The organism is Citrobacter sp. MGH100 (assembly GCF_001034465.1).
GTDB classification, from domain to species: Bacteria; Pseudomonadota; Gammaproteobacteria; order Enterobacterales; family Enterobacteriaceae; genus Citrobacter; species Citrobacter youngae.
Genome location: NZ_KQ089800.1, coordinates 196,044 through 221,076, shown reverse-complemented (window position 1 = coordinate 221,076; position 25,033 = coordinate 196,044). Strand labels below are relative to the sequence as shown.

The 25,033-nt window shown below is 49.4% G+C and carries 22 protein-coding genes; 14 read left to right on the top strand and 8 right to left on the bottom strand.

The genetic code is table 11. The features are described 5' to 3' along the window. The first annotated feature begins 4 nt into the window (after positions 1-4). Positions 5-544 (top strand): DUF2058 domain-containing protein, encoded by a 540-nt coding sequence (locus SK32_RS01005; protein WP_048211015.1) that lies wholly within the window; start codon positions 5-7, stop codon positions 542-544. Positions 545-644: 100 nt separating this feature from the next. On the opposite strand, the gene pgtA is transcribed toward SK32_RS01005, so the two are convergent. The 3 genes from pgtA to pgtC are packed head-to-tail and all read right to left on the bottom strand — an operon-like array spanning position 645 to position 5,087. Then, complete coding sequence (gene pgtA / locus SK32_RS01000; protein ID WP_048212549.1) at positions 645-1,892, bottom strand: two-component system response regulator PgtA; 1,248 nt, start codon at positions 1,890-1,892, stop codon at positions 645-647. Further along, positions 1,882-3,891, bottom strand: a complete 2,010-nt coding sequence (gene pgtB, locus SK32_RS00995) for a two-component system sensor histidine kinase PgtB (RefSeq protein WP_048211014.1) — start codon at positions 3,889-3,891, stop codon at positions 1,882-1,884. Before pgtB ends, pgtA begins: the two co-directional genes overlap by 11 nt. Further along, a complete protein-coding gene (gene pgtC, locus SK32_RS00990; protein ID WP_105242214.1) occupies positions 3,888-5,087 on the bottom strand; it encodes a phosphoglycerate transport regulator PgtC in 1,200 nt (399 codons plus the stop codon). Before pgtC ends, pgtB begins: the two co-directional genes overlap by 4 nt. A gap of 415 nt (positions 5,088-5,502) precedes the next feature. Here pgtC and pgtP point away from each other — a divergent pair, with 415 nt between their 5' ends. Next, positions 5,503-6,894 (top strand): phosphoglycerate transporter PgtP, encoded by a 1,392-nt coding sequence (gene pgtP, locus SK32_RS00985; RefSeq protein WP_040231431.1) that lies wholly within the window; start codon positions 5,503-5,505, stop codon positions 6,892-6,894. A 114-nt stretch (positions 6,895-7,008) separates the two neighbouring features. Here the strand turns inward: pgtP and SK32_RS00980 are convergent, their stop codons facing one another. Then, the gene (locus SK32_RS00980; RefSeq protein ID WP_048211012.1) at positions 7,009-7,251 is read right to left on the bottom strand and encodes a YfdY family protein; all 243 of its coding nucleotides are present in this window, start codon (positions 7,249-7,251) and stop codon (positions 7,009-7,011) included. 440 nt (positions 7,252-7,691) lie between these two features. Here SK32_RS00980 and lpxP point away from each other — a divergent pair, with 440 nt between their 5' ends. Then, complete coding sequence (gene lpxP / locus SK32_RS00975; protein ID WP_048211011.1) at positions 7,692-8,612, top strand: kdo(2)-lipid IV(A) palmitoleoyltransferase; 921 nt, start codon at positions 7,692-7,694, stop codon at positions 8,610-8,612. 41 nt (positions 8,613-8,653) lie between these two features. Here lpxP and SK32_RS00970 read toward each other — a convergent pair whose 3' ends face one another. Beyond that, the gene (locus SK32_RS00970) at positions 8,654-9,268 is read right to left on the bottom strand and encodes a lysozyme inhibitor LprI family protein (RefSeq protein WP_048211010.1); all 615 of its coding nucleotides are present in this window, start codon (positions 9,266-9,268) and stop codon (positions 8,654-8,656) included. Positions 9,269-9,612: 344 nt separating this feature from the next. Between SK32_RS00970 and ypdK the strand changes: the two genes are divergently transcribed. After that, positions 9,613-9,684 carry a membrane protein YpdK gene (gene ypdK, locus SK32_RS25880; RefSeq protein ID WP_010723117.1) on the top strand — a complete coding sequence of 24 codons (72 nt, stop codon included), beginning with the start codon at positions 9,613-9,615 and terminating at the stop codon, positions 9,682-9,684. A 65-nt stretch (positions 9,685-9,749) separates the two neighbouring features. Here the strand turns inward: ypdK and alaC are convergent, their stop codons facing one another. Then, a complete protein-coding gene (alaC, locus tag SK32_RS00965; RefSeq protein ID WP_048211009.1) occupies positions 9,750-10,988 on the bottom strand; it encodes an alanine transaminase in 1,239 nt (412 codons plus the stop codon). A 387-nt stretch (positions 10,989-11,375) separates the two neighbouring features. Here alaC and SK32_RS00960 point away from each other — a divergent pair, with 387 nt between their 5' ends. The 3 genes from SK32_RS00960 to SK32_RS24085 all read left to right on the top strand — a co-directional run bounded on the left by SK32_RS00960 (position 11,376) and on the right by SK32_RS24085 (position 14,105). Further along, positions 11,376-13,073: a sensor histidine kinase gene (locus SK32_RS00960; protein ID WP_086523807.1), complete on the top strand. Its 1,698-nt coding sequence runs from the start codon at positions 11,376-11,378 to the stop codon at positions 13,071-13,073. 14 nt (positions 13,074-13,087) lie between these two features. Further along, positions 13,088-13,822, top strand: a complete 735-nt coding sequence (gene ypdB / locus SK32_RS00955) for a two-component system response regulator YpdB (RefSeq protein WP_048211008.1) — start codon at positions 13,088-13,090, stop codon at positions 13,820-13,822. 82 nt (positions 13,823-13,904) lie between these two features. Then, entirely contained in the window at positions 13,905-14,105 is a 201-nt protein-coding gene (locus tag SK32_RS24085) for a hypothetical protein (protein WP_075551355.1), read from the top strand. 108 nt (positions 14,106-14,213) lie between these two features. On the opposite strand, the gene glk is transcribed toward SK32_RS24085, so the two are convergent. Next, positions 14,214-15,179: a glucokinase gene (glk, locus tag SK32_RS00950; RefSeq protein WP_048211007.1), complete on the bottom strand. Its 966-nt coding sequence runs from the start codon at positions 15,177-15,179 to the stop codon at positions 14,214-14,216. Between the two features lie 204 nt (positions 15,180-15,383). Here glk and SK32_RS00945 point away from each other — a divergent pair, with 204 nt between their 5' ends. Further along, entirely contained in the window at positions 15,384-16,619 is a 1,236-nt protein-coding gene (locus tag SK32_RS00945) for an ion channel protein (protein WP_048211006.1), read from the top strand. Here the strand turns inward: SK32_RS00945 and SK32_RS00940 are convergent, their stop codons facing one another. Then, the gene (locus SK32_RS00940) at positions 16,620-18,272 is read right to left on the bottom strand and encodes an alpha-keto acid decarboxylase family protein (RefSeq protein WP_048211005.1); all 1,653 of its coding nucleotides are present in this window, start codon (positions 18,270-18,272) and stop codon (positions 16,620-16,622) included. 183 nt (positions 18,273-18,455) lie between these two features. On the opposite strand from SK32_RS00940, the gene mgrA reads away from it, so the two are divergent. The 6 genes from mgrA (at position 18,456) to SK32_RS00910 (ending at position 25,005) form a co-directional block, all read left to right on the top strand. Next, a complete protein-coding gene (mgrA, locus tag SK32_RS00935) occupies positions 18,456-19,445 on the top strand; it encodes an L-glyceraldehyde 3-phosphate reductase (protein WP_048211004.1) in 990 nt (329 codons plus the stop codon). Positions 19,446-19,582: 137 nt separating this feature from the next. Beyond that, positions 19,583-19,909: a DUF2502 domain-containing protein YpeC gene (gene ypeC / locus SK32_RS00930; RefSeq protein WP_048211003.1), complete on the top strand. Its 327-nt coding sequence runs from the start codon at positions 19,583-19,585 to the stop codon at positions 19,907-19,909. 277 nt (positions 19,910-20,186) lie between these two features. Beyond that, positions 20,187-21,392 carry a PfkB family carbohydrate kinase gene (locus tag SK32_RS00925; RefSeq protein ID WP_048211002.1) on the top strand — a complete coding sequence of 402 codons (1,206 nt, stop codon included), beginning with the start codon at positions 20,187-20,189 and terminating at the stop codon, positions 21,390-21,392. A gap of 44 nt (positions 21,393-21,436) precedes the next feature. Beyond that, positions 21,437-22,399, top strand: coding sequence for a sugar ABC transporter substrate-binding protein (locus tag SK32_RS00920; protein ID WP_048211001.1), 963 nt, complete (start codon positions 21,437-21,439; stop codon positions 22,397-22,399). Positions 22,400-22,472: 73 nt separating this feature from the next. After that, on the top strand, positions 22,473-23,999 hold the full coding sequence (locus SK32_RS00915) for a sugar ABC transporter ATP-binding protein (protein WP_048211000.1): 1,527 nt from the start codon (positions 22,473-22,475) through the stop codon (positions 23,997-23,999). Between the two features lie 13 nt (positions 24,000-24,012). Next, positions 24,013-25,005 (top strand): ABC transporter permease, encoded by a 993-nt coding sequence (locus tag SK32_RS00910; RefSeq protein ID WP_048210999.1) that lies wholly within the window; start codon positions 24,013-24,015, stop codon positions 25,003-25,005. Positions 25,006-25,033 lie beyond the last annotated feature (28 nt).

Below are 25,033 nucleotides of genomic sequence, written 5' to 3'. Positions count from 1 at the left end.
AAAAATGACAAAACTCACCCTACAAGAACAGATGCTGAAAGCTGGCTTAGTTTCCAGCAAAAAAATGGCGAAAGTGCAGAGAACGGCGAAAAAATCACGCGTTCAGGCCCGTGAAGCCAGAGAAGCGGTTGAAGAGAATAAAAAAGCACAAATTGAACGGGATAAGCAGTTAAGCGATCAACAGAAACAAGCGACGCTATCGAAAGAATACAAAGCGCAGATTAAGCAGCTTATTGAAATGAACAAAATCACCATTTCCAAAGGTGATATTGGGTATAACTTCACCGATAATAATCTGATTAAAAAAATCTACGTGGATAAGGTGACACAGGCGCAATTGATTAAAGGACGTCTGGCTATTGCCCGGCTGACTGCTGAAAGCGAGCGTGACAGCGAATATGCTATTATCCCGGCCATCGTTGCCGATAAAATTGCGCAGCGCGACGACAGCTACATCGTCTTAAATTGCGAGCTGAGTCAGGAAGCGAAAGACGAAGACGATCCGTATGCTGACTTCGTCGTACCTGACGATTTAATGTGGTAAGCGAAAAATGCCGGATAATGAGTCCGGCATTTTTTCTAATAATGAGGTGACGACTCAGATGTTCATTCAATTGCCCTTATCATAACCGCACCTCTTCTCTCTAGAACTTATAATGCTCTTTACTTAGCCCGTATTTTCTCATCCGCAAATACAGTTTTTTACGCGGGATTTGCAGATATTCTGCTACTTCATTAATACGCCCTTGATGAATATTTAGCGCTTCGGTAATGATTTGCCGCTCATACTCTTCAACCCGGCGATCCAACGGTGTCGGTTCCGGCATATGCAACTGCGGATTAGCGGTTTCCGCCAATGGCAGCAACCCAACGGCAAAAAGCTCTGCGGCGTTTGCCAGCTCTCGCACATTACTTAACCACACACGACGTCGCATCCCTTTTAGCAATTCCCCGTCGACCTCCGGAATGGGGTGGTTCAGACGCAGACAGGCTTTTTGCAGGTAATGGCGAAATAGCGGTTCAATATCGTCCGGGCGCAGGGATAGAGGCTGGCAGGCGATTTGCGTCATGGCGAAACAGTAATAGAGTTCGGCCACGATCTGGTTTGTTGCCGCCAGTTCCACCAGCGATGTCGTGCCAACACCAATTAGCCGAAAAGGGCGCCGCTCCTGACTTTGCAGGTGAACCAAATGGTGCTGCTGCTCGCGCGTCAGACACGCTATATGGCTTAATACCAGCGTCCCACCTTGCGCTTGAGCAATCAGCTCATCGAGCTGAGCCGTGTTCCCGGCGGTGAGTTCTGCGCGGATAAACGGCCCCTGGGCGCTACGCCCCAACTGATGCAAATAACGGGCTCCCGTCATACGTCCCGTCCCGGGTTCCCCATAAAACCAGACGGCAAGATCCGTTTCTGCCAGTTGCTGCAGCCGTTGACGGTACTGATTTATCCAGTCGCTGTAGCCAACCAGTTCAACCTGCAGCTTTTGCTGGCAGTAATGACGACGGGCAATCACAGATTTTCGCTGCTGCAATGCCTGTGCAACCAGCAACAGCAGCTTACCGGGATCGACCGGTTTTTGCAGAAAATCCCATGCCCCTTTTTTCACCGCATCCACCGCCATCGGCACATCACCATGTCCGGTAATCAGCAGGATCGGCAACTGGTTATCATCCTGATGAAAAAGAGCCATCAGTTCGATACCGTTACAGCCAGGCATACACACGTCACTCAGGACGATACCGGGCCAGTCAGCCTGTAGCCAATTTCGGGCATCGTAGGGGTTATTGCACGCGCATACCCGATAGCCTGCCTGCTCAAGCAACAAGGTGTAAGCATCAAGGACATCGGCATCATCATCAATCAGCAGAACAGAATATTCATCACTCAACATCTTCTACATCCGTCAGGTTGAATTGCAGTACCACGCAGGCATTGCGCCCCAGTGTCGATGCCAGGCGTAGCTCGCCGTTCATCTGCGTCATTAACGAGACACAAATTGATAGCCCAATACCGAGACCAACATCCTTACTGGTGGTAAACGGTTTTAATAGCGACGGTAGCAGCGCACCAGGCCAGCCGGGGCCATTATCGCTGACAAATACACACACCGTGCTGCCCTCAACCTGCCAGTGAACGTCAATCTTCGCGGCAACCGGACAGGCATCCAGCGCATTTGCCAGTATGTTTACAAGAACTTGCTGAATTCTCACCTCATCGCCCATAACCCACACGCGCTCAACCGGCAGCGAAAGCGTACCCTGCTGCGGTTTATGCCGCATAGACAATAACTCCCAGGCCGCGCTGAAGGTTTGCCGTAAATCGACCGGATGCAGCGGTGCCCCCGGCTCGGCCCGGCGCGCAAACTGTCGCAATGAGCGGATAATGGCATCGATACGGGTAATGAGTCCTTCGGCTTTGGTTAACGTGCTTCTGGCCTGCGCCAACTGCTCCTGTTCAATTGCCCTGCCCGCAGTAAACAGATACATCGACAATGCATTCAGTGGTTGATTGATTTCGTGGGCCAGCGTGGTCATGGTCTGTCCGACCACCGCCAGTTTCGCCGTCTGAATCAATTCGCCCTGGGTCGCTCGCAGATCGGCTTCAATCTCCTTACGCTCTGCCACTTCCTGTTCAAGCTGACTTTTTTGCGTATTGAGCTGACCCAGCGTATGGCGCAGTAACCCCGCAATGCGCCCTAGCTCATCACGACCATAAACCGGGATCGAGGCATCGGTTCTGCCAAGACCAATTTGCACCACGGCCTGGTTGAGCGCGGTAAAACGCTTCACCAACCGTGAACGGATAAAGTAGTGGTTTAGTCCCCAGGCAAGAAGCAGCGCCAACAGCGTCGCCAGCAAAATAAGCCCGCCGCTAACGCGAACAATCTGCTCCAGTCGCTGGTTAAACATCTGCATTTGTTGATGGCTACTTCCCAACTGAGCCTCAAGCAATGTTCGAAAACGACCAAGCGTAACTTCTCTGGCATGACTGGCATCAACCAGCGCTTTTTGCGCCGCGACATAATCGCGCATCGTATCGGGCATTTTATTTTTCATCATCCCGATTTCCAGCAATTCGTCGATGGTTTGCCGCAACGTGATAGTACTGGGCCAGTCGTCCAGGGTACGAATATTTTCATCCGCCGTTTTCTTCAGATTTTCCAGATAGCGAATATGATTCTCGACCAGCATGCCGTCGTCGCTACCTGACTTCAGTTCATTCAACCTGTCGCGTAAATCATCGACAATCTGGTTTTCAATTCTTGCCAGCGTGTACACCTGTTGCTGCTCATTCTGCACCTCCCTGGCGCGTTTCAGGTACAACGCCGCGTCGCCATTTTTCGCTTCAATTTGATCCAACAACGTTCCCTGCTGCCAGGTGAAATCCTGCACCAGAGAGTTCAGTTCGGTCGTGAAATCATCATGTAACCAGTCGATTCGCGCGGAAAGTTCGCTGACTTTTTCGCGTACCAGGAACATGTTGTAGAGCACCCTGTCCAGCTCGGTCATCAATGCCCGGCTATCTTGCAAAATCACCGCCAGCTGTTGCTGTTCCGCGGGTTGCAATCCCCGGCTCAGCAGTTCAATTTTGTCCAGATGTTCGATGATCTGATTACGCAGTTGCAGCCGTACGGTCGTATTGGGGGCAAGCAGGAATTCATTAAGCTGATCGACAACCAGGTTAAGATTCCCTTCAATCAAAAAAGCGGAATGTACGCGCGGAAAATAGTCATCGAGCGAATAGCGGATTTGCGAGCTTTGCTCATGCCAGGAATACAAACTGACACAGCTCACGCTCAGCGTCAGTAAAGCCCCCGTCAAAAAAGCCCCCCGCAAACTGCTGCTGATGCTGAGCTGACGAAGACGTTGCCATAGCGAACCGCCTTTCATTGTAGTTCTTCCAGTTTTGATATCGCCAGGCGCTGGTTTTTAAGAAACCAGAGTTGCCACTCCATCATTTGCTGTTCAGCAAAGCTTTTATTATCGAATTGAGCAAGCCAGGCTTCATCTTCGCTGTTCCTGGCGTCGATTGGGACCTGGGTTAACAGCGCTCTGATTTCGGGTAACGGGTGTTTCAGACGAGCTTCCGCACTGTACAGCGCTCGCCAGGCATCCTTAAGCTGCGCGAGTCGGAAACTGATGGCCGTATCAAACATCCTCTGGACCAGTTGTTGACGCTTCAGGATCAGACGGTAATTAAGCGGTGGCTGTTTCATCAAAATGGCCTGTTGGGCTGCACGCGGGTTATCTGCTGCCAGCGACGTTACCGGATATTTACCGGTATTCGCATCTGCAAGGATCCGCTGCCCTTCCGGGCTCAATAAATAGCGGATAAAACGTTGTGCTTCATTGGCACGCGGGCTGTTTTTCAGCACGGCTACGTAGGTCGGCGAGACCGCCGAGTGTGGGAAGTAAGTAAAAGTCAGATTGGGGTCATTGAGCAGCAGATTGGCATAGTTATCAATAACCGGTCCCGCAACGCCCAATCCGCTCTTAATTTTGTCCGCAACACCAAAGCTGCGTGATGAGATGGTCACCAGGTTCCCGGCACTGGCCAGCAATGTCGCCCAACCTTCTTGCCACCCTTTTTGTTGCAGCAGTGATTCAACCATCAGGTGATTGGTATCGGAGCGCGATGGGCTACTCATCAACAGAGCATTTTGATATTTAGGATGCGTTAAATCACCCCAGTCCGTCGGTGGTGGCAGATGTCGCGCCGTCAGTGCTGAACGATTAATCAGCAGACCAAATCCCGAGAGAGCCACGGCTACAGACGTCGACCGTATTGACTCTGGCACCAGACGCTGGCTTTCCGGCAAGGCATTATCAAAAGGAGCAAGTTTCTGATGCTCCTGAAGATGCTGCAGTAGCATCGGCGAAGAGGTCAAAATCAGGTCAACGTTCTCCGCATTCGCGGTATCGAGCAGTTGTTCGAGAGAAGAACTGGTCCGGTTTAGCGTGCGGATCATCACTGATCCCGGCTCCGTTTGCCAGCGCTGAATAATCCAGGCCGTTGCCCCCGGGGAAAACGTCGTCGCCATCACCAGCTCCTTCCCCTGTGCCAGACAGGTCGCCGACAGCGACATAAAACACAGTGAGAGCGCCAACAAACTACCCCGACAGAAAAGTCTGTTTGTGATCCTGCTCATAAATACCAACATCTTCGAAAAATAATATTGAGACAAAATTTACCCGTTTATCACGACACATGGAAAAGATAAAACTGCTATCAAAATAACCAGACGGAATGCGATAACAGAGATAAAGAATACCTGAAAATGTCGTTTGAATTTGTTAATACCCGCACATGCTGATGATAAAAATGCATTAAGAATAATAGCTCTGGCCTCACCATAATTCAAAAAGGTCAAAATCAGCCCCGCTTTCAGCAAATTGAGTCAATAGTGACACATTTCTTCAATTTGAATTTCTTAGCCATCTATTTCACTCTTCACTGCGAAAAATCCTGATATTCACATCAATATAAATTTAGGTGATGATATGTTATCAATATTTAAGACAGGGCCATCGGCAAATAAAGTCCCGGAAGAGAAAATTCAGGAGACTTATGGTCGATACCGCATTCAGGCGTTACTTAGCGTATTTCTTGGCTATCTTGCGTATTATATTGTACGCAATAACTTCACCCTCTCTACCCCGTACCTGAAAGAACATCTGGATCTCAGCGCAACACAGATTGGTTTACTCAGCAGTTGTATGCTAATTGCCTATGGGATCAGTAAAGGCATCATGAGTAGCCTGGCAGACAAAGCCAGCCCGAAAGTCTTTATGGCTTGCGGCCTGATCCTGTGCGCCATTGTCAACGTTGGCTTAGGGTTCAGCACCGGATTCTGGATTTTTGCCGCACTGGTCGTCTTCAACGGGCTGTTCCAGGGGATGGGCGTCGGTCCCTCGTTTATTACCATCGCCAACTGGTTCCCACGCAAAGAGCGCGGACGCGTTGGCGCATTCTGGAATATCTCACACAACGTCGGTGGCGGTATTGTCGCCCCCATTGTTGGCGCCGCTTTTGCCATTCTCGGCAGCGAACACTGGCAAAGCGCCAGCTATATTGTCCCAGCCTGTGTCGCGGTGCTGTTTGCTTTTATTGTTCTGATGTTGGGCAAAGGCTCACCGCGCGAAGAAGGCTTGCCTGCTCTGGAACAGATGATGCCGGAAGAAAAAGTCGTGTTAAATGCCCGGCACGTAACCCAGGCACCGGAAAACATGAGCGCCTTTCAAATTTTTTGCACCTACGTGCTGCGTAACAAAAATGCCTGGTATGTTTCATTGGTAGATGTTTTTGTCTATATGGTGCGTTTTGGCATGATCAGTTGGTTACCGATTTATCTGTTAACTGAAAAACATTTCTCGAAAGAACAAATGAGTGTGGCGTTCCTGTTTTTCGAATGGGCCGCAATTCCTTCCACACTGCTGGCGGGCTGGCTGACCGATAAACTGTTTAAAGGTCGTCGCATGCCGTTGGCCATGATTTGTATGGCGCTGATCTTCGTCTGCCTGATCGGTTACTGGAAAAGTGAATCCCTGCTGATGGTCACTATTTTTGCCGCCATCGTCGGGTGCCTGATCTATGTGCCCCAGTTCCTTGCGTCTGTTCAGACCATGGAAATCGTCCCCAGCTTTGCTGTCGGTTCGGCGGTCGGATTACGCGGTTTTATGAGCTACATTTTTGGTGCATCGCTGGGAACCAGTCTGTTTGGTGTCATGGTCGATAAAATGGGATGGCATGGCGGTTTCTATCTGTTGATGGGCGGGATTGTCTGCTGCATTCTGTTCTGCTATCTGTCTCACCGCGGGGCGCTGGAACTCGAACAACAACGAAAAAATGCCCAACAACAGGACACGGAGTTGCAGCTTGCTGATGCCAGGTAATCGGCTTTAGAGAGAAAAAAGTGCCAGCGGTGCTGGCACTTTAGTTTGCTCAGATGGAAGCCAGAAAATCAGTCAATGTGGTACATAATTGCGTTTCAGTTATGAACCTGCGATTTAATGCTTATTGTCCCCCACCATAAAGCGAATGATCAATCCGCATGTCGGGGCAAGAAAAAGAAACAGTCCCGTTACCATTTCGTTTCCGTCAGTCAACCGTATGGTAAAGAAATAAATTAATGCCGTAAGGATAGCCATGCCGAAAAAAGAACTAATTGACGCGGCAGCGCCCATTACCTGCCAAATATAGCAACTAACGCACAGAATGCTCAATGCGAGGAAAGTCCAAAAATAGAACATAGCGTTACCTCCTGTCTGCCGTAAAAATCGACGTAAGTCCTTACACATCCTTGAGTTTATAGTCTAAGACAATTCCTATCCGTTCGCAATTCGAGCAACATTTTCGCTACAATAACTGTTCATTTTCTGAACCGGGCATTCTCCATTGACCTTTATTTAATCGTCATAAAAACAACATATTATCTATAAGTCTATTCTTGCTTTTTATCGACCAAAAAACATTTACGAAACTTGAGGAATTATTTCTGGATGACATTAATCTTCGGGTGTACATTGTGCGTCCGATCATTCATACCCCTCGTGGTTTGTCCTGACTCAGTTTTACACTCTTTACAGGAACCATTGTCGCTCATAGTGACCTAACTGTTCAGTGACAGAGAGTAACGCTGTAGACAAAGAATCTTCGCGATACATTATTTTCGTACCAACAACAGGTGCTTATGTTCCCCCAATGTAAATTTTCGCGCGCGTTTTTGCATCCGCGCTACTGGCTCACATGGTTCGGTGTCGGTGTGCTCTGGTTACTGGTGCAACTCCCTTATCCTGTTTTATGTTTTCTGGGCACCCGTACAGGTACGCTGGCGCGCCCATTTTTAAAGCGCCGGGAATCCATTGCCCATAAAAATCTCGAACTCTGTTTCCCGAATCTGTCGCAAGAAGAAAGGAACAAACTGGTCGACGAAAACTTCCGCTCACTCGGCATGGCACTGCTTGAAACCGGTATGGCCTGGTTCTGGCCAGATCGCCGGGTGCGTAAATGGTTTGATGTTGAAGGTCTGGACAACCTGCAACGCGCTCAGGCGCATAACCGTGGCGTAATGGTAGTAGGCGTGCATTTTATGTCGCTGGAACTGGGGGGCCGCGTGATGGGGCTTTGCCAGCCAATGATGGCAACCTACCGCCCGCACAACAACAAATTAATGGAGTGGATACAAACCCGCGGCCGTATGCGCTCGAACAAAGCCATGATCGGCAGAAATAATCTGCGCGGCATTGTCGGCGCACTGAAAAAAGGGGAAGCCGTATGGTTTGCGCCCGATCAGGATTATGGCCGTAAAGGCAGTTCATTTGCGCCATTCTTCGCCGTCAAAGATGTTGCGACAACCAACGGTACCTACGTGCTGTCACGTTTGTCGGGGGCGAAAATGCTGACCGTCACCATGGTGAGAAAATCTGATAACTCCGGCTACCGTCTGTTTATCACGCCAGAAATGGAAGGTTACCCGGAAGATGAAAACCTGGCCGCGGCCTATATGAACAAAATTATCGAAAAAGAGATCATGCGCGCCCCCGAGCAGTATCTCTGGATCCACCGTCGCTTCAAAACGCGCCCGATGGGTGAAGCCTCGCTATATGTCTAAAAAGAAAGGCCGCAAGGCCTTTCTTCTTTTCTACGGCTGAATTACTTAACGCCCCACTTGTTCTGGAGTTCAGTCATTCGCTCATTATAGCTTCGGGCAATGCAGGCTGGCTTATCCTGCTCTTTCCAGCATTCATTACGTCCTTTGATCCAACCTCGTTGCTCTGCTTTTAGCATTGGGTCATTCTTCGATTTAGCCAATGCCTGTTTGTAGACCCCGTTCAATTTTAGATCCATTGCGGAGAGCGATGGGCTCTGACAGATAATCTCTTCCATACTTCCCTTTTCCACTGCAGAACAGGAGAACGATGGGCCAGCATGAGTTGATTTTTTCGCCACAGCGAAATCAACATTATCCTCAGGCTGACAAATCCCATGCTTGCGGTTTGGGCCAGCCCAGGATACTTCCGGGTTTCCGTCATCTTTTCTGGAAATTGAGACGGTATTTTTACCGCTCTTCGCCTCCCAGTAATTTTCATTGAAGCTTTTAATGGTCGCTTTTGCGCCATTAATCCATACATTGCCTTTACCATCACTATTCACACCACCAATACTTGCGCAGCTGAAATTGAACGCTTGCGGTGCAGCCGCCATTGACGTCAATGGCGCAAGAACAAGTGCTAACATCATTAATCTGGTCATTTTTAACCTTTTCATTATCAAATTCCGCGAAAAAATTAACCACATTAACCTCAAGGTGATATGAGAATTCTCTGAGTAACAGTCACGTCGCTCAATAGCAATTTATTACCGTCAGAAATTAAACTGTCGCCGAATCACGACACTTGTAAGTTACTAAAATTAAATAAAAAAATGCCTCTTGTTTCACCTCATTTTTAGGCGTACATTAGCGCCGTCTGGAGCATTAAAGCTCAGAATTCTGAGGTGATGCAGCCAAGTAAGCGCGGGGTATTCTCCCTTTCGTTTATGCTCGCATCAGCTCTCTGTCAGGTAAGCATATGTTCATTGAGACGTACCCCAGGTACGCGGAGAGATGAAAAGTGAAATATTTCTTTATGGGCATTTCTTTTATGGTCATCGTTTGGGCCGGTACTTTCGCCCTGATGATCTAAATAAAAAGACGCAGCAAAAAAACAGGAGCCATTTGGCTCCTGTTTGCGTTTGAGGAATCGTGTTATCAGTCGGTACTTTCCGTGGTCGATTTCGCACTGGCAGGCAGCAAACCATCTGCGCGGAACATGGCTTTGATGCCGCGAATTGCCTGGCGAGTACGGTCACGGTTTTCAATCAACGCAAAGCGCACGTGTGTATCACCATAGTCCCCAAAGCCAATCCCCGGCGAAACACAAACCTTCGCCTCATTCAGCAATTTTTTGGCAAATTCAAGCGACCCCATTGCGGCGTATTGCTCTGGAATTTTCGCCCACACGTACATCGACGCTTTTGGCATTTCAACCATCCAGCCCGCTTCATGCAGCCCTTTGACCAGCACATCGCGACGACGCTTATATTGCTCAGCGATATCCCGTACGCACTGCTGATCGCCTTCCAGCGCGGCAATAGCGGCTACCTGCAGCGGTGTAAACGTTCCGTAATCGTGATAGCTCTTAATGCGCGCCAGTGCGTTTACCAGCGTTTTATTGCCAACCATAAAGCCAATGCGCCACCCCGCCATGTTATAGCTTTTCGACAAGGTGAAAAATTCAACGGCAACATCACGGGCACCCGGAACCTGCATAATCGATGGCGCTTTCCAGCCATCGTAGACAATATCGGCATAGGCCAGGTCATGAACCACCAGCACGTCGTAGCGTTTAGCCAGTGCGACGACCTTTTCGAAAAACTCCAGTTCGACACACTGCGCCGTCGGGTTGGACGGGAAGCCTAAGATCATCATCTTCGGTTTCGGGTAGCTTTCGCGAATCGCGCGCTCCAGTTCATTAAAGAAGTCGACCCCTTCCACCAGCGGCACGGAACGCACCTGTGCTCCGGCGATAACGGCACCATAAATATGGATGGGGTAACTGGGATTAGGCACCAGAACCGTGTCGCCGTGATCCAATGTAGCCAACATCAGGTGAGCCAGCCCCTCTTTGGAGCCAATTGTTACAATCGCTTCGGATTCAGGATCGATCTCGACGTCATAGCGTTCCTGATACCAGCGAGAAATCGCCCGACGTAAACGAGGAATACCGCGCGATGTTGAATAACCGTGGGTATCCGGGCGCTGCGCCACGGTACACAGTTTTTCGACAATATATGGAGGCGTGGCCCCATCCGGGTTCCCCATGCTGAAATCGATAATATCTTCGCCGCGCCGACGCGCAGCCATCTTCAGTTCAGCGGTAATGTTAAAAACGTAAGGGGGAAGACGATCAATACGCGTAAAACGACGTTCAGGGCGGGAATCAGCCATAATATCCTCAGATGTACGTTAGCGCCCGGACCGTCCGAGCGACGCTGCCACGATGGTGGCACGTTTAGAAAATAGCCTGATTAATTTCCTTCTGTCGAGAGGTACAGCAAAATATTTTTTATCGGCATAAAAGAGGAACAACATTTCTAAAACGGGAAATTCATGAATATCCAACCCTTATGAAATCACCAATTATTAACATTTTGTTGTTAAATACATTACGTTGAGGTCCACCTTCTCTGGCGAGATATTGTAAATACAACAATCATGCAACAATCCCCTTTTAATATTGTGGTTTTTCCTCATTAGTCCATGCTGACAGGGATGCTGGTCATCCTGCCTCAGGTTACCTATCATAGAGGTTTAACCCCTTCGCAAGAGTCACCTGTGCACGAAATATTCAATATGCTGCTGGCGGTCTTTGATCGGGCAGCGCTGATGCTGTTCTGTCTGTTTTTCCTGATTCGTATCCGCCTGTTCCGCGAACTGTTGCACAAGTCAGCCCACTCGGTGAAAGAGCTGCTCGCCGTTACTGCCATTTTCTCCATGTTTGCACTGTTCAGCACCTGGTCTGGTGTACCGGTAGAAGGCTCACTGGTGAACGTGCGTATTATTGCCGTGATGTCAGGAGGAATTCTGTTCGGCCCATGGGTCGGTATCATTACCGGACTCATCGCGGGTACACACCGTTATCTGATTGATATTGGAGGTGTTACCGCCCTTCCCTGTTTTATTACCAGTATCCTTGCTGGCTGTATTGCAGGTTGGATCAACCGAAAAATCCCTAAGGCGCAACACTGGCGCGCCGGTATTTTAGGCGGGATGCTTTGCGAGTCATTGACTATGATTCTGGTGGTCGCATGGGCCCCCACTACCGAACTGGGGCTGGATATTGTCTCGAAAATCGGTATCCCAATGATCCTTGGCAGCGTCTGTATCGGCTTTATCGTCATGCTGGTACAAAGCGTGGAAGGAGAGAAAGAAGCCAGTGCGGCAAAACAGGCTAAACTGGCGCTGGATATCGCTAACAAAACCCTGCCGCTTTTTCGTCAGGTCAATAGCGAGTCGCTACGCCAGGTGTGCGAGATTATTCGCCATGATATTCATGCAGATGCCGTCGCGATCACCAATACCCAGCACGTTCTGGCCTATGTCGGCGTGGGCGAACTGAACTACCGCGATAACGATGATTTCGTTAGCCCTACCACCCAGCAGGCGATAAATTACGGAAAAATCATCATCAAGAACAATGATGAAGCACATCGCACGCCGGAAATACACTCCATGCTGGTAATACCGTTGTGGGAAAAAGGTGTGGTCACCGGTACGCTGAAAATCTACTACTGCCATGCCCACCAGATCACCTCCTCATTACAAGAAATGGCTATCGGCCTGTCACAAATTATCTCAACTCAGCTTGAGGTTTCCCGTGCCGAGCAGCTACGTGAAATGGCAAATAAGGCAGAGTTGCGGGCACTACAAAGTAAAATAAATCCCCATTTCCTGTTTAATGCGTTAAACGCGATCTCATCGTCAGTGCGGCTTAACCCGGACACTGCACGCCAGCTCATTTTTAATTTATCTCGCTATCTTCGCTATAATATTGAATTAAAAGATGATGAGCAGATCGACATCAAGAAAGAGCTGTATCAAATTAAGGATTACATTGCCATTGAGCAGGCCCGTTTTGGCGATAAGTTGACGGTTATTTATGATATTGATGAAGAGGTCAGCTGTTTTATTCCCAGCCTGCTGATTCAGCCATTGGTTGAAAATGCCATCGTTCATGGGATCCAACCCTGCAAAGGGAAAGGTGTGGTCACTATCAGCGTGGCGGAATGTGGTAATCGGGTGCGCATTGCCGTCAGAGATACCGGTCATGGTATCGATCCAAAAGTCATTGAACGCGTTGAGTCCAATGAAATGCCGGGCAATAAAATTGGCCTGTTGAATGTGCATCACCGCGTTAAACTCCTGTACGGAGAAGGGCTACATATCCGCCGTCTTGAGCCTGGCACAGAGATTGCTTTTTACGTGCCAAACCAGCACTCACCTGCAGCAGCCCCGGCCACATTATTGCTTTAACCAGGAGTTAAGTTGTGAAAGTCATCATTGTTGAAGATGAATTCCTGGCCCAACAGGAACTTAGTTGGCTGATAAAAGAGCACAGCCAGATGGAGATTGTCGGCACATTTGACGACGGTCTGGATGTGCTTAAATACCTGCAGCACAACCGCGTTGACGCTATTTTTCTGGATATTAATATTCCGTCACTGGATGGTGTGCTGCTGGCGCAAAACATCAGTCAGTTCGCGCATAAACCCTTTATTGTGTTTATTACTGCCTGGAAAGAACACGCTGTTGAAGCCTTTGAACTGGAAGCGTTTGACTACATTCTGAAACCGTACCAGGAATCACGGATTGTCGGCATGTTGCAAAAACTGGAGGCAGCCTGGCAGCAACAGCAAACAGGAACCCCCCTTACCAGCCCGGTGATGCGTGAAAACGATACGATCAACCTGATCAAAGACGAGCGGATCATCGTTACTCCAATCAACGATATTTACTACGCTGAAGCCCATGAAAAGATGACCTTCGTCTACACGCGACGCGAATCGTATGTCATGCCGATGAACATCACCGAATTTTGCAGCAAACTGCCTGCTTCACATTTTTTCCGCTGCCACCGCTCATTCTGCGTAAACCTGAACAAAATCCGCGAGATCGAACCGTGGTTTAACAACACCTATATTTTGCGATTAAAAGATCTGGAATTTGAAATCCCGGTTAGCCGGAGCAAAGTAAAAGAATTCAGGCAATTAATGCATTTATAGTGCGATTAGTCATGATCGTGCGGATCGTTGTAAAATGGCGATCTACTGCCGGTGCTATAAAACGTAATAAAGTGAATTTTCAATGAAATACAGACATGCGCTATCCCAGTTATGTTTTCAGATGCTGGAAATGGGTGCGGATCGCCGTACGGTGAAAAAAGCCCTCACCTCCCGTCGAATGAAGGCTCGTCAGGCTGTCGTACTGCTGTGCAAGCAAGAGATGGTGCTACTGAGAGCCGGGAAACTGCCGATACAAAACGCAACAAGCACGACATCTCACTGACAATAACAGGTCGCGAGCTAACTAAACCATTAACTCGCGACCACTTCGCGTACAGAGCATGCTACAGGCTAAACTGAATTAACTAAGAGCAACCTTCCGGCACGAGTCTTACAGAATGTGCCCCAGCGTCTGGCGTAAGTGCGCGCCGGAACCAAGCAGACCTGGATTATCATGCACAATCAGATATACCGGGATATCCTGCACATAGGCTTTAAAACGCCCTTTATCCTCAAAACCACCGCGAAAACCCGACGCTTTAAAGAATTCCAGGAAGCGCGGCACTATGCCTCCGGCAATGTACACCCCGCCAAACGTCCCCAGCGTTAATGCCAGATCGCCGCCAAACCGGCCCATGATGACGCAAAACAGCGACAGTGCACGGCGACAGTCAATACAGGAATCGGCCAGGGCGCGTTCCGTAATATCTTTCGGTTGCAGATTTTCCGGCAAACGTCCGTCGGATTTCACAATCGCACGATACAGATTTACCAGCCCAGGACCAGAAAGCACGCGCTCCGCAGAAACGTGACCAATCTCAGCCCGCAGCACTTCCAGGATAATCGCTTCTTCCTCGCTGTTCGGCGCAAAATCTACATGCCCCCCCTCGCCTGGCAGGCTCACCCAGCGTTTATCCACATGAACCAGATGCGCCACGCCGAGACCGGTGCCTGCGCCATAGACCGCAATAGGTTTGCCCTCGACAGGCTCAGCGCCGCCAAACTGGATCAAATGATCTTTTTTCAGCATTGGGATTGCCATTGATACGGCTGTGAAATCATTGATGATTTCCAGATGGCTAAAGCCCAGATTCTTTTTCATCTCGGCAATAGAAAATGCCCAGGTATGGTTGGTCATGGCCACCCAGTCACCGGTTATTGGGCAGGCAATAGCGATACAGCCATCTTTGACGCTAACGCTATGCTCATCCAGGTACACGCGCACAACGGCTTCAAGGCTTGGGTAATCCAGCCCGGAATAGGTTTTCGCCTGCGAAATCTCGCCACTGGCAATATCGCACAGAGCAAGACGCGCATTGGTGCCGCCAACATCACCCACTAAAGCATATTTTGTCATTCTTCCACGGCTCCGCTAAAGTCAGAATACATCTTTGTCACACTGTAAATTCATGGGGGCATAACAACAACGCCCTGAAGGCTGATGCCCGTGGAATATCGATCCAGGTCACAGAATTACTTTATCGTTTCAGCACCTTTTGCAGCGATGCCGTTGGGCAGGCTGTGCAAACTACGTCTATGACTCTGCATTAAGGAATAGAAAATGCTCCATCCGCGAGCCAGAACGATGCTCTTGCTATCAACGCCTGCGTTGCTGATTGGTGTAGCGTCCAGCCTGGTGCTGATTGCTGTGATGAAAGTGGCTTCCGTTTTACAGCAATTTTTGTGGGAACGTCTGCCCATAAGCATCGGTATTGCCCAGGATTCTCCATTCTGGATTATTACTATGCTGACGCTTACCGGGGTGATGGTCGGGCTCATCATCCGCTACAGTCATGGTCATGCTGGCCCTGACCCAGCCTGCGAACCCTTAATCGGTATGCCCGTTTCGACGTCTGCATTGCCCGGACTGCTGGCCGCCCTGATAATTGGCCTCGCGGGTGGCGTCAGTTTGGGTCCAGAGCACCCCATCATGACCGTTAACATTGCGCTGGCAGTGGCGATTGGTAGCCGCATGTTTCCGCGAATTGCAAAGCTGGACTGGACCATCCTCGCCTCTGCTGGCACCATCGGGGCGCTATTTGGTACCCCGGTTGCCGCTGCGCTGGTCTTTTCGCAAACGCTGAACAGCTCCAACGATGTCCCCCTATGGGATCGTCTGTTCGCACCGTTAATGGCCGCCGCGGCAGGTTCACTCACCACCAGCCTGTTCTTTCATCCCCACTTTTCATTGCCTATCGCGCACTATACGCAGATGCATCTGGTCGATATCTTCAGCGGCGCGGTCGTTGCTGCCATTGCTATCGCGGCGGGGATGGTGGCCGTGTGGTGCCTGCCTCGTTTGCACCATCTGATACATCGCCTGAAATACCCGGTGCTGATCCTAGGCGTTGGAGGCTTTATCCTCGGTATTCTGGGTGTTATCGGAGGACCACTAACCCTGTTTAAGGGCCTGGATGAGATGCAGCAAATGGCATTTAGCCAGACACTGGGAGCCTCGGACTATTTCATGCTGGCGGTGATAAAGCTGGCTGCACTGGTTGTGGCTGCAGCGAGTGGTTTTCGCGGTGGGCGGATTTTCCCTGCGGTATTCGTTGGCGTCGCGCTGGGGCTGATGCTGCACGCCCATGTCGAAGCCGTTCCTGCCGCGATTACGGTCTCCTGCGCCATTCTGGGATTGGTACTGGTCGTCACTCGTGATGCATGGCTGAGCCTGTTTATGGCGGCAGTGGTGGTGCCGGACACCACCCTACTACCGCTGTTGTGCATCGTTATGCTTCCGGCCTGGCTGCTCTTAGCCGGAAAACCAATGATGATTGCTGACCGTCCCGATAAGTAGCTATCCCCCGTTGCGGGATTCCAGCGCACGGGTCACCGTGCGCAAGAGTTCTGGAAGGTCAGCCTTCGGCAACACCACTTCTATCAACGAGAGGCGTTGCGGTTTTGCCAGACGAGCCAGAACCTCTTCCAGTTGGACAGCCTGCTTCACGCGCCAGCATTCCGCCTGACATTCACGACTTAGCGCCTGTGGCACCAGCGTCCAGCTCCATCCGGCTATATCATTGTATCGTTGGTTCGCACCATGAATGGCACGTTCCACGGTATAACCGTCATTATTGAGCAGTAAAATAACAGGAGTTTGCCCGTCTCTAAGCATGGTTCCCAATTCCTGAATGGTGAGCTGTGCCGCACCATCGCCAATAATCAGGATCACCCTACGGTGCGGGAAGGCTGTTTGCGCCCCAAATGCAGCGGGCAAAGCGTAACCGATTGACCCCCATAGCGGCTGGACCAGTACCTCCGCCCCGGCAGGAAGTGACAGCGCAGCTGCGCCAAATGCTGCGGTCCCCTGATCGACAAGGATAATGTCGTCGGGGGCCAGATACTGTTGCACCGTATGCCAGAAATTTTCCTGCGTCAGAGGGCCTTTCTCAACCTGCAGACGCCCGGCACAAGGACGTTCAGGCGGAAGCGAAAACGACATTTCCAGGCACAGTTCCCGTAGCGTAGTAACCGCCTGTTCCATCGGGATGTTAAACCAGCTTCCCCCAACCCGCGACGCATGGGGTTGAACCTCAATAGTGCGCTCGGGAGGTAAGTTTTGCGTAAACCCGGCGGTCAGCGTGTCAACAAACCGGGTACCGACGCAAATAATCGTATCAGCATCTTCTATCGCCTTACGCACATAATCACTGCTGGCCCCCGCACTGTATGTGCCCACAAACGCAGGATGCCGCTCATCAAACAATCCTTTGCCCATCAACAGCGTGGCATGAGCCATCGGCGTTTCCGTCATCCAGCGTTGTAAAACGGGCTGCAAGCCAAATCGTAGCGCGAGAAAATCGGCTAATAGCGACACGCGTGAACTGTCCAGCAACTGCTCACGTGCATGATAGCGAAACGCAGCAGCTACACTACTTTCCGGCTCGCTCAAGGGAACAATGAGTATGTCACTCGGTGGTGTAGCAGGTTGTTTCGCAACATCAGCAGGTAGCATCAGGTAACCCGGTCGTCTTTCGGTTAACATCGCTTGCAACACGCGGTCAATTTCATAGCAGGCATTTTGTTCATCCAGCACTGCACTGGCGACCGTCACTGACTGTTGCATACGGTAGAAATGCTGAAAGTCACCGTCGCCGAGAGTGTGATGCATTAACTCGCCACGACGCTGAGCGCTGCGACATGGGGCCCCGACAATATGCAGGACAGGAACGTATTCCGCGTAACTTCCTGCAATACCATTAATTGCGCTTAACTCGCCCACACCAAAAGTGGTAAGCAGCGCTCCCGCTCCGACTACCCGGGCATAGCCATCCGCGGCATACGCCGCATTCAATTCATTCGCACACCCGACCCAACGCACGCTTGAGTGCTCAATGACGTGGTCAAGAAACTGTAAATTGTAATCGCCCGGCACACCAAACAGATGGTCAATGCCACAGCCTGCCAGCCTGTCCAGCAGATAATCAGCAACGGAATACGGGGTTTGCATGACAGCTATCCTTCTGACGGTAACCTCATGTTGAGTATCGAAGAACTGCGATGACTGTCCAGGAATGTCGCTGCGAAGGAGGTGGAAAGCAGGATGTACAGTTTTGGCGATTTAAATTTCCTTGAAGAATCGATTGTGTAACCGTATACACTGAAAGACACATATGTTCTGGAAGGAGGCGACATGGTTTATCAGGCTAACGAAAATCGCTATCACACAATGGAATACCGCCGCTGCGGTCAGAGCGGGCTCAAACTGCCGATTGTCTCTCTGGGTTTGTGGCACAATTTTGGTGATACCACTCAGGTCGAAAACAGCCGGACCTTATTACAGCGCGCCTTCGATCTGGGGATCAGCCATTTTGATCTGGCGAATAATTACGGCCCGCCGCCGGGTTCTGCTGAACGAAACTTCGGTCGCATCCTGCAGGAAGATTTTTTATCGTACCGGGATGAACTGATAATCTCGACCAAAGCGGGCTATACCATGTGGGAAGGTCCCTACGGTGATTGGGGATCGCGCAAGTACCTGATTGCCAGCCTCGATCAAAGCCTGAAACGTATGGGACTGGAGTATGTTGATATCTTCTATCATCACCGCCCTGATCCCCAAACTCCGCTCAGAGAAACCATGAACGCGCTGGATCATATTGTGCGTCAGGGGAAAGCGTTGTACGTAGGACTCTCTAACTATCCGACTGATCTCGCCAGACAGGCGATCGAAATACTCGATGATTTAGGGACGCCATGTCTCATCCACCAGCCGAAATATTCCATGTTTGAGCGCGAGGTTGAGAGGGGACTGCTATCACTCTTACAGGAGAAAGGTGTGGGCAGTATCGCCTTTTCCCCGCTGGCTGGCGGGCAATTAACTGACCGCTATCTGAACGGTATTCCGGCGGATTCCCGGGCAGCGAGCGCCAGTCGTTTTCTCAACCCAGACCAAATCACCCCACAAAAACTGGAAAAAGTCCGTGCTCTTAATGCGCTGGCCGAGCGCCGGGGACAAAAGCTGTCCCAAATGGCGTTAGCCTGGGTTCTCCGCGATGATAAGGTGACGTCAGTACTGATTGGTGCCAGCAAACCTGCACAAATTGAAGATGCCGTTGGCATGCTGGCAAACCGTCATTTATCTCCCGAAGAGTGTGCGGAGATCGACGCCATCCTGGGTTGATGGAAATAAAGACACATTTATTAACAAAAAGTGCGCTCTCTGACGATTTAAGAGTTAAGGCGATGAAACGGGGCTTTACTGCCCCGTAATATTGCGTTAACAGGCCGGCTACGGCTCGATCGTGAAGGAGAGAAAGAATGTTCAGGTCACTGATTCTGGCGGCAGTGTTATTGGCTTTTGCACCGCTGGCCGCAAACGCTGGCGAAATCACCCTGCTGCCGTCGATTAAATTACAAATTGGCGATCGCGATAACTACGGCAACTACTGGGACGGTGGGCGCTGGCGTGACCGGGATTACTGGCACCATAATTATGAATGGCGTAAAAATCGTTGGTGGCGTCATGACAACGGCTATCATCGCGGCTGGGATAAGCGCAAAGCTTATGAGCGTGGCTATCGTGAAGGCTGGAACGATCGCGATGACCATCGCGGGCGTGGACATGGCCACGGGCACCGCCATTAATGTAACAAATCCCCATCATGCGGGGAGTACTGCTCACAAAAATCATCGAGTTACCCAAGGCCTGTGTCTATACCCAGGCCCTTTTTGCATCACGCTTCGCCAATCGCCAGATGACGAGCAGTCAAATCCGCTCCCCCCTGTTTTCCCGTAAATTTCCTGTTCATTTCACAAATTCGCAAAATCGGAAAAAAAAATTCCGATTTATCGTGTTTTTTTTGAACTTTGCGCGATAAATATTAACATTAATTTAATATTATAAAACCTGGGGTGAGCGCTAATGAAAAAACAAGAAAGACAAAAGGCCATTCGGGTTAAGCTAGTAACCGATAAGAAGGTTTATGTTAGCGAATTAGCAAAGGAATTATCTGTCACAACTCGCACGATCCGTAATGACTTAAATGAATTAAGTCAGAATAGTCTTTTCTCATTATTTCATGGCGGTGCACAAATAAAAAGCGCACCTGATGAATCATTATTTGAGCAGTCTTTCACCAACACCATATTGAATGGGTTCAAAAGCCACAAAGAAATTACATCGGTTTCTGCTCATGCCAAGCAAAACAGCTATATTGATGATAGCATTTACATACTTGGTTCATTTAATATAGATATTGTTTCTGAAACGACGACATTTCCTCAGATTGGCCAGACTATCCGAGCGTCTGCAACCCGTTTTTATGCCGGAGGCAAAGGCACAAACCAGGCAGTTGCCGCAGCTAAAATCAATAATAATGTTCATCTTACCGTTAAGTTAGGAGCCGATGAGTTTTCAAAAAAAGCCAAAAGATATTTAACCAATACTGAAATTTCTTCTTTTTCTTTTTTTGAAAATGAAATGTCATCCACGGGCATTGCAATGGTATGGGTTTCAGGTGCCACAGGTGACAATATGATCAGTATCGATCTTGGGGCTAATGAAACATTTACCCAGGAAGATATTCTATTGGATATTGATACCATTCGTAATTGCAAAGTTTTTTTAACTCAGCTGGAGAATAATTTTCCGATCACGCGTTTCGCTATCATGCAGGCAAAACTCGGAAAATCGCTGGTTGTCCTGAATCCGGCACCTTATGTTTCAGAGATCAAAGAAATATTGCATTTAATTGACATTATTACGCCGAACAAAATTGAAGCTGAAGCGTTATCTGGTATCAACATTGTTGATATCTATTCGGCCAAAAATGCCGCCAGGAGCATTTATGTGCAAGGCGCAAAATGCGTCATTATCACGTTAGGTAGCGACGGTTGTCTGATCTTTGATGGCACAGTTTTCACTCATATTCCTGCCTATAAATCAGCCGTCGTCGATACCAGTGGAGCAGGCGATGCCTTTACCGGGGCACTGGCTGCATGCATTGCAAACGGTAAAGGACTCATCAATGCAGCGCAGTACGCTTCTGCGTTTGCCTCGTTGAAAGTTGAACGTAAAGGTGCATCAAATATGCCCAACAATTCACTCGTTTATCATCGTATGCAGTAGCTGTTTAGAGCATCATTCAGCCCCTACACCTATAGGATAATTTCATGAAAAATAAAATGTTTTATCGTGTTATCGGTGCCACAGTCGGTTTAGCGCTTTCCGCCACTTTCACCGTCCCCGCTTTTGCCGCCGATACTCAGACGCATAAACCTAAAGTCGCGCTGGTGATGAAGTCACTGGCAAATGAGTTTTTCCTGACCATGGAAACCGGAGCAAAAGAGTATCAGAAAAAAAATGCCGACAAGTTTGATTTGATTTCTAACGGCATCAAAAACGAAACGGATACGGCAAATCAAATCCAGATCGTTGAACAAATGATTGTCTCGAAAGCCGACGCGATTATCATTGCGCCATCAGACTCGAAAGCCCTTGTACCGGTCATTAAGAAAGCAATTGATGCAGGTATTATTGTCATCAACATTGATAACAAATTTGATGACAGTGTGCTTAAAGATAAAAACCTGAATATTCCTTTTGTTGGCCCGGATAACCAAAAAGGTGCAAAAGAAATTGGCGATTATTTAGCGAAGCATCTTAAGGCCGGCGATCAGGTTGGTATTATTGAAGGCATCCCTACCTCCAGCAACTCTCAGCAACGTACTCTGGGCTTCCAAAATGCAATGGCGCAGGGCGGCATGAAAGTCGTTTCTGTGCAATCTGGCCAATGGGAAATTAACAACGCCAATGCGGTCGCGGCGGCAATGTTAAGTGAGTATCCTGATATCAAAGCACTGTTAGCCGATAACGATAATATGGCATTAGGTGCCGTTTCTGCCATCCGCTCTGCCGGGAAAAAAGGACAGGTTCTGGTTGTCGGCTATGACAATATCGAAGCGATTAAGCCAATGTTAAATGACGGTCGTGTTTTAGCAACTGCGGACCAATTTGCCTCTCAACAAGCTGTATTTGGTATTGATGCCGCCCTTGATGCCTTAAAAAATGGCAAAAAACAGAGTGAACTCTCTAGCAACGTAGAAACACCAATAAAACTGATCGTCAAACAATAAGCGGAAAACAGTGCGCCGCTGTGGTACTGCCATCAATTGAGTATCAGAGCGGCTTACCGGATAAGGCCAGAATATGAAAAGTGGGCAAGAAATCCTCTCAATACAGGGGGTAGGTAAAACCTACAGTGAACCTGTTCTGGTGGATGTAACGCTAGCATTATATCCAGGAAAAGTACTGGCCCTGACGGGAGAAAACGGTGCCGGGAAAAGTACGTTATCAAAAATTATTGGCGGGTTAACCAACGCAACAACCGGAAAAATGGTTTATCAGGGGCAGCCTTACGCACCTGCGAACCGAAAAGAGGCGGAAAAGCTGGGTATTCGCATGGTTATGCAAGAACTCAATTTACTGCCTACGTTGTCGGTTGCAGAAAACTTATTTCTCGAACAACTTCCGCATCGATTCGGCTGGATCGATCGAAAAAAGCTAGCAGAAATGGCCCGTCCGGTGATGGCAATGGTTGGGCTGCAATCGGTCGATCCAACTACGCTGGTGGGCGAATTGGGTATTGGTCACCAACAGATGATCGAAATCGCCAGAAACCTGATTGGTGAAAGCCGGGTACTGATTCTGGATGAACCGACAGCCATGCTCAGTAGCCGTGAGGTCGAACTGCTGTTTAAACAAATAGCGCTCTTCAAAGCCCGGGGCGTTTCAATAATTTATATTTCTCACCGACTGGATGAGCTTGCGATGATTGCTGATGACATCGCGGTGCTACGTGATGGTCATTTGGTTTGCGTGGACGATATTAAACGCTATACCCGCGATCAACTTGTTTCGTTGATGGTCGGCCGCGATTTAGAAAGTTCATTTGATTTAAGTGGACGCCAGGCAGGTCAACCCATTATGAAAGTGGAAAATTTTAAGCGTGGGAAAATCATTCGGGACACGTCGTTTACCTTGCACAGTGGCGAAGTGCTCGGCATTAGTGGCCTTGTCGGCTCTGGCAGGACAGAGCTGCTACGCGCTATTTTTGGCGCAGACAAAATAGACAGTGGCACATTACTGATTGGTACGCCACTTAAACCGGTGGTGATCCGTTCGCCTGCACAGGCTATCCGACATGGTATTGCATTAGTCACGGAGGATCGTAAAGGTGAAGGGCTTCTGTTACCACAGTCGGTTGCCGCAAATATCTCGTTGGGTAACAGCGACAAAATTAGCCATTTGTCGGTCGTTAACACATTGAGTGAAACCACATTAGCGAATAAACACATTAAAAGCTTAGGCGTTCGTACAACGAACACTTCACAGGCCGTGGAAAGCCTGTCAGGTGGTAATCAGCAGAAAGTTCTCATTAGCCGGTGGCTGGAACGAGACTGTGAAGTCGTCTTATTTGATGAGCCGACTCGCGGTATTGATGTGGGTGCCAAGCAAGATATTTATCAATTGCTGAATACGTTAACAGCTAAGGGAAAAGGCGTTGTTGTCGTTTCCAGTGACCTACGCGAACTGATGCTGGTTTGCGATCGTATTGCGGTCATTTCCGATGGCAAGTTAGTGAACACATTTACACGTGATAACTGGAGCCAGGATCGCATTTTAGCGGCTGCATTTTCGGCCTATCAGCATTCAGAAGAGACTGTCAGCGAGTAGCCGGGGATAAAAAATGAAAAACAATTTTGCGACAAAACAAGCGGCAGCAGAGAAAAGAAATACACCGACGTCATGGAAAGGCCTAAGTAGCTATATCGGGTTGCTCGGGGCGTTAGCCGCAATGATCGTCCTATTTTCATGCCTCAGTTCTCATTTCTGGAGCATGAACACTTTCAGCACTATTGCAAATCAGATCCCCGATTTAATCGTCATGTCGGTGGGGATGACATTTATCTTAATCATTGCCGGCATCGACCTTTCCGTTGGATCGTTGCTGGCGCTTGCTGCTGCAGTCGTCAGCATCACCTATTTAAATTTTCATTGGACGCCCTGGCTGGCCGCGCTTTCAGGCGTAGCACTCGCCACATTCGTTGGGGCGCTAACGGGCCTGATTACCGTTGCCTGGCGTATTCCGGCGTTTATCGTCTCACTGGGCGTTCTGGAAATGGCCCGCGGAGCAGCGTATCAGTTAACTGACTCGCGGACCGCGTATCTCGGTTCTATTTATGATTATTTAGCCGACCCCATTCTCTTTGGCGTCTCCCCTTCTTTTATTATCGCGATCGTTGTCATTGTTGCCGGGCATCTGGTGCTGACGCGAACCGTATTTGGTCGCCATTTGATCGGTATTGGCACCAATGAAGAAGCCGTTCGATTATCAGGTATAAATCCAGGTCCCTATAAGATTGCAGTCTTTGCCTTGATGGGGGGATTATCCGGTCTGGCCTCGCTGTTTCAGGTTGCCCGCCTTGAAGCCGCCGACCCCAATAGCGGCGTTGGCATGGAACTACAGGTGATTGCCGCAGTTGTGATTGGTGGCACAAGCCTGATGGGAGGACGTGGCTCTATTATCTGTACGTTTCTTGGCGCGTTGATCATTTCCGTTCTGGCTGCGGGACTGGCGCAAGTTGGCGCAAGCGAACCGACAAAACGTTTTATAACAGGAGCCGTGATAATCGTTGCAGTGGTACTTGATACCTACCGTAGCCACTTAAATAAAAAATAATCATGAGGGTTACCCGGCTTGACCGGGT

Bases quoted from the DNA above. Each gene is read 5' to 3' on its own strand.
- SK32_RS00940 (WP_048211005.1), bottom strand. From the start codon at position 18,272: ATGCAAACCCCGTATTCCGTTGCTGATTATCTGCTGGACAGGCTGGCA.
- SK32_RS00970 (WP_048211010.1), bottom strand. From the start codon at position 9,268: ATGAAAAGGTTAAAAATGACCAGATTAATGATGTTAGCACTTGTTCTT.
- SK32_RS00915 (WP_048211000.1), top strand. From the start codon at position 22,473: ATGAAAAGTGGGCAAGAAATCCTCTCAATACAGGGGGTAGGTAAAACC.
- pgtB (WP_048211014.1), bottom strand. From the start codon at position 3,891: ATGAAAGGCGGTTCGCTATGGCAACGTCTTCGTCAGCTCAGCATCAGC.
- SK32_RS24085 (WP_075551355.1), top strand. From the start codon at position 13,905: ATGAAATACAGACATGCGCTATCCCAGTTATGTTTTCAGATGCTGGAA.
- pgtP (WP_040231431.1), top strand. From the start codon at position 5,503: ATGTTATCAATATTTAAGACAGGGCCATCGGCAAATAAAGTCCCGGAA.
- SK32_RS00945 (WP_048211006.1), top strand. From the start codon at position 15,384: ATGCTCCATCCGCGAGCCAGAACGATGCTCTTGCTATCAACGCCTGCG.
- pgtC (WP_105242214.1), bottom strand. From the start codon at position 5,087: ATGTCGCTGTCGGCGACCTGTCTGGCACAGGGGAAGGAGCTGGTGATG.
- glk (WP_048211007.1), bottom strand. From the start codon at position 15,179: ATGACAAAATATGCTTTAGTGGGTGATGTTGGCGGCACCAATGCGCGT.
- pgtA (WP_048212549.1), bottom strand. From the start codon at position 1,892: ATGTTGAGTGATGAATATTCTGTTCTGCTGATTGATGATGATGCCGAT.
- SK32_RS00980 (WP_048211012.1), bottom strand. From the start codon at position 7,251: ATGTTCTATTTTTGGACTTTCCTCGCATTGAGCATTCTGTGCGTTAGT.
- ypeC (WP_048211003.1), top strand. From the start codon at position 19,583: ATGTTCAGGTCACTGATTCTGGCGGCAGTGTTATTGGCTTTTGCACCG.
- SK32_RS01005 (WP_048211015.1), top strand. From the start codon at position 5: ATGACAAAACTCACCCTACAAGAACAGATGCTGAAAGCTGGCTTAGTT.
- SK32_RS00925 (WP_048211002.1), top strand. From the start codon at position 20,187: ATGAAAAAACAAGAAAGACAAAAGGCCATTCGGGTTAAGCTAGTAACC.
- SK32_RS00910 (WP_048210999.1), top strand. From the start codon at position 24,013: ATGAAAAACAATTTTGCGACAAAACAAGCGGCAGCAGAGAAAAGAAAT.
- mgrA (WP_048211004.1), top strand. From the start codon at position 18,456: ATGGTTTATCAGGCTAACGAAAATCGCTATCACACAATGGAATACCGC.
- SK32_RS00920 (WP_048211001.1), top strand. From the start codon at position 21,437: ATGAAAAATAAAATGTTTTATCGTGTTATCGGTGCCACAGTCGGTTTA.
- alaC (WP_048211009.1), bottom strand. From the start codon at position 10,988: ATGGCTGATTCCCGCCCTGAACGTCGTTTTACGCGTATTGATCGTCTT.
- lpxP (WP_048211011.1), top strand. From the start codon at position 7,692: ATGTTCCCCCAATGTAAATTTTCGCGCGCGTTTTTGCATCCGCGCTAC.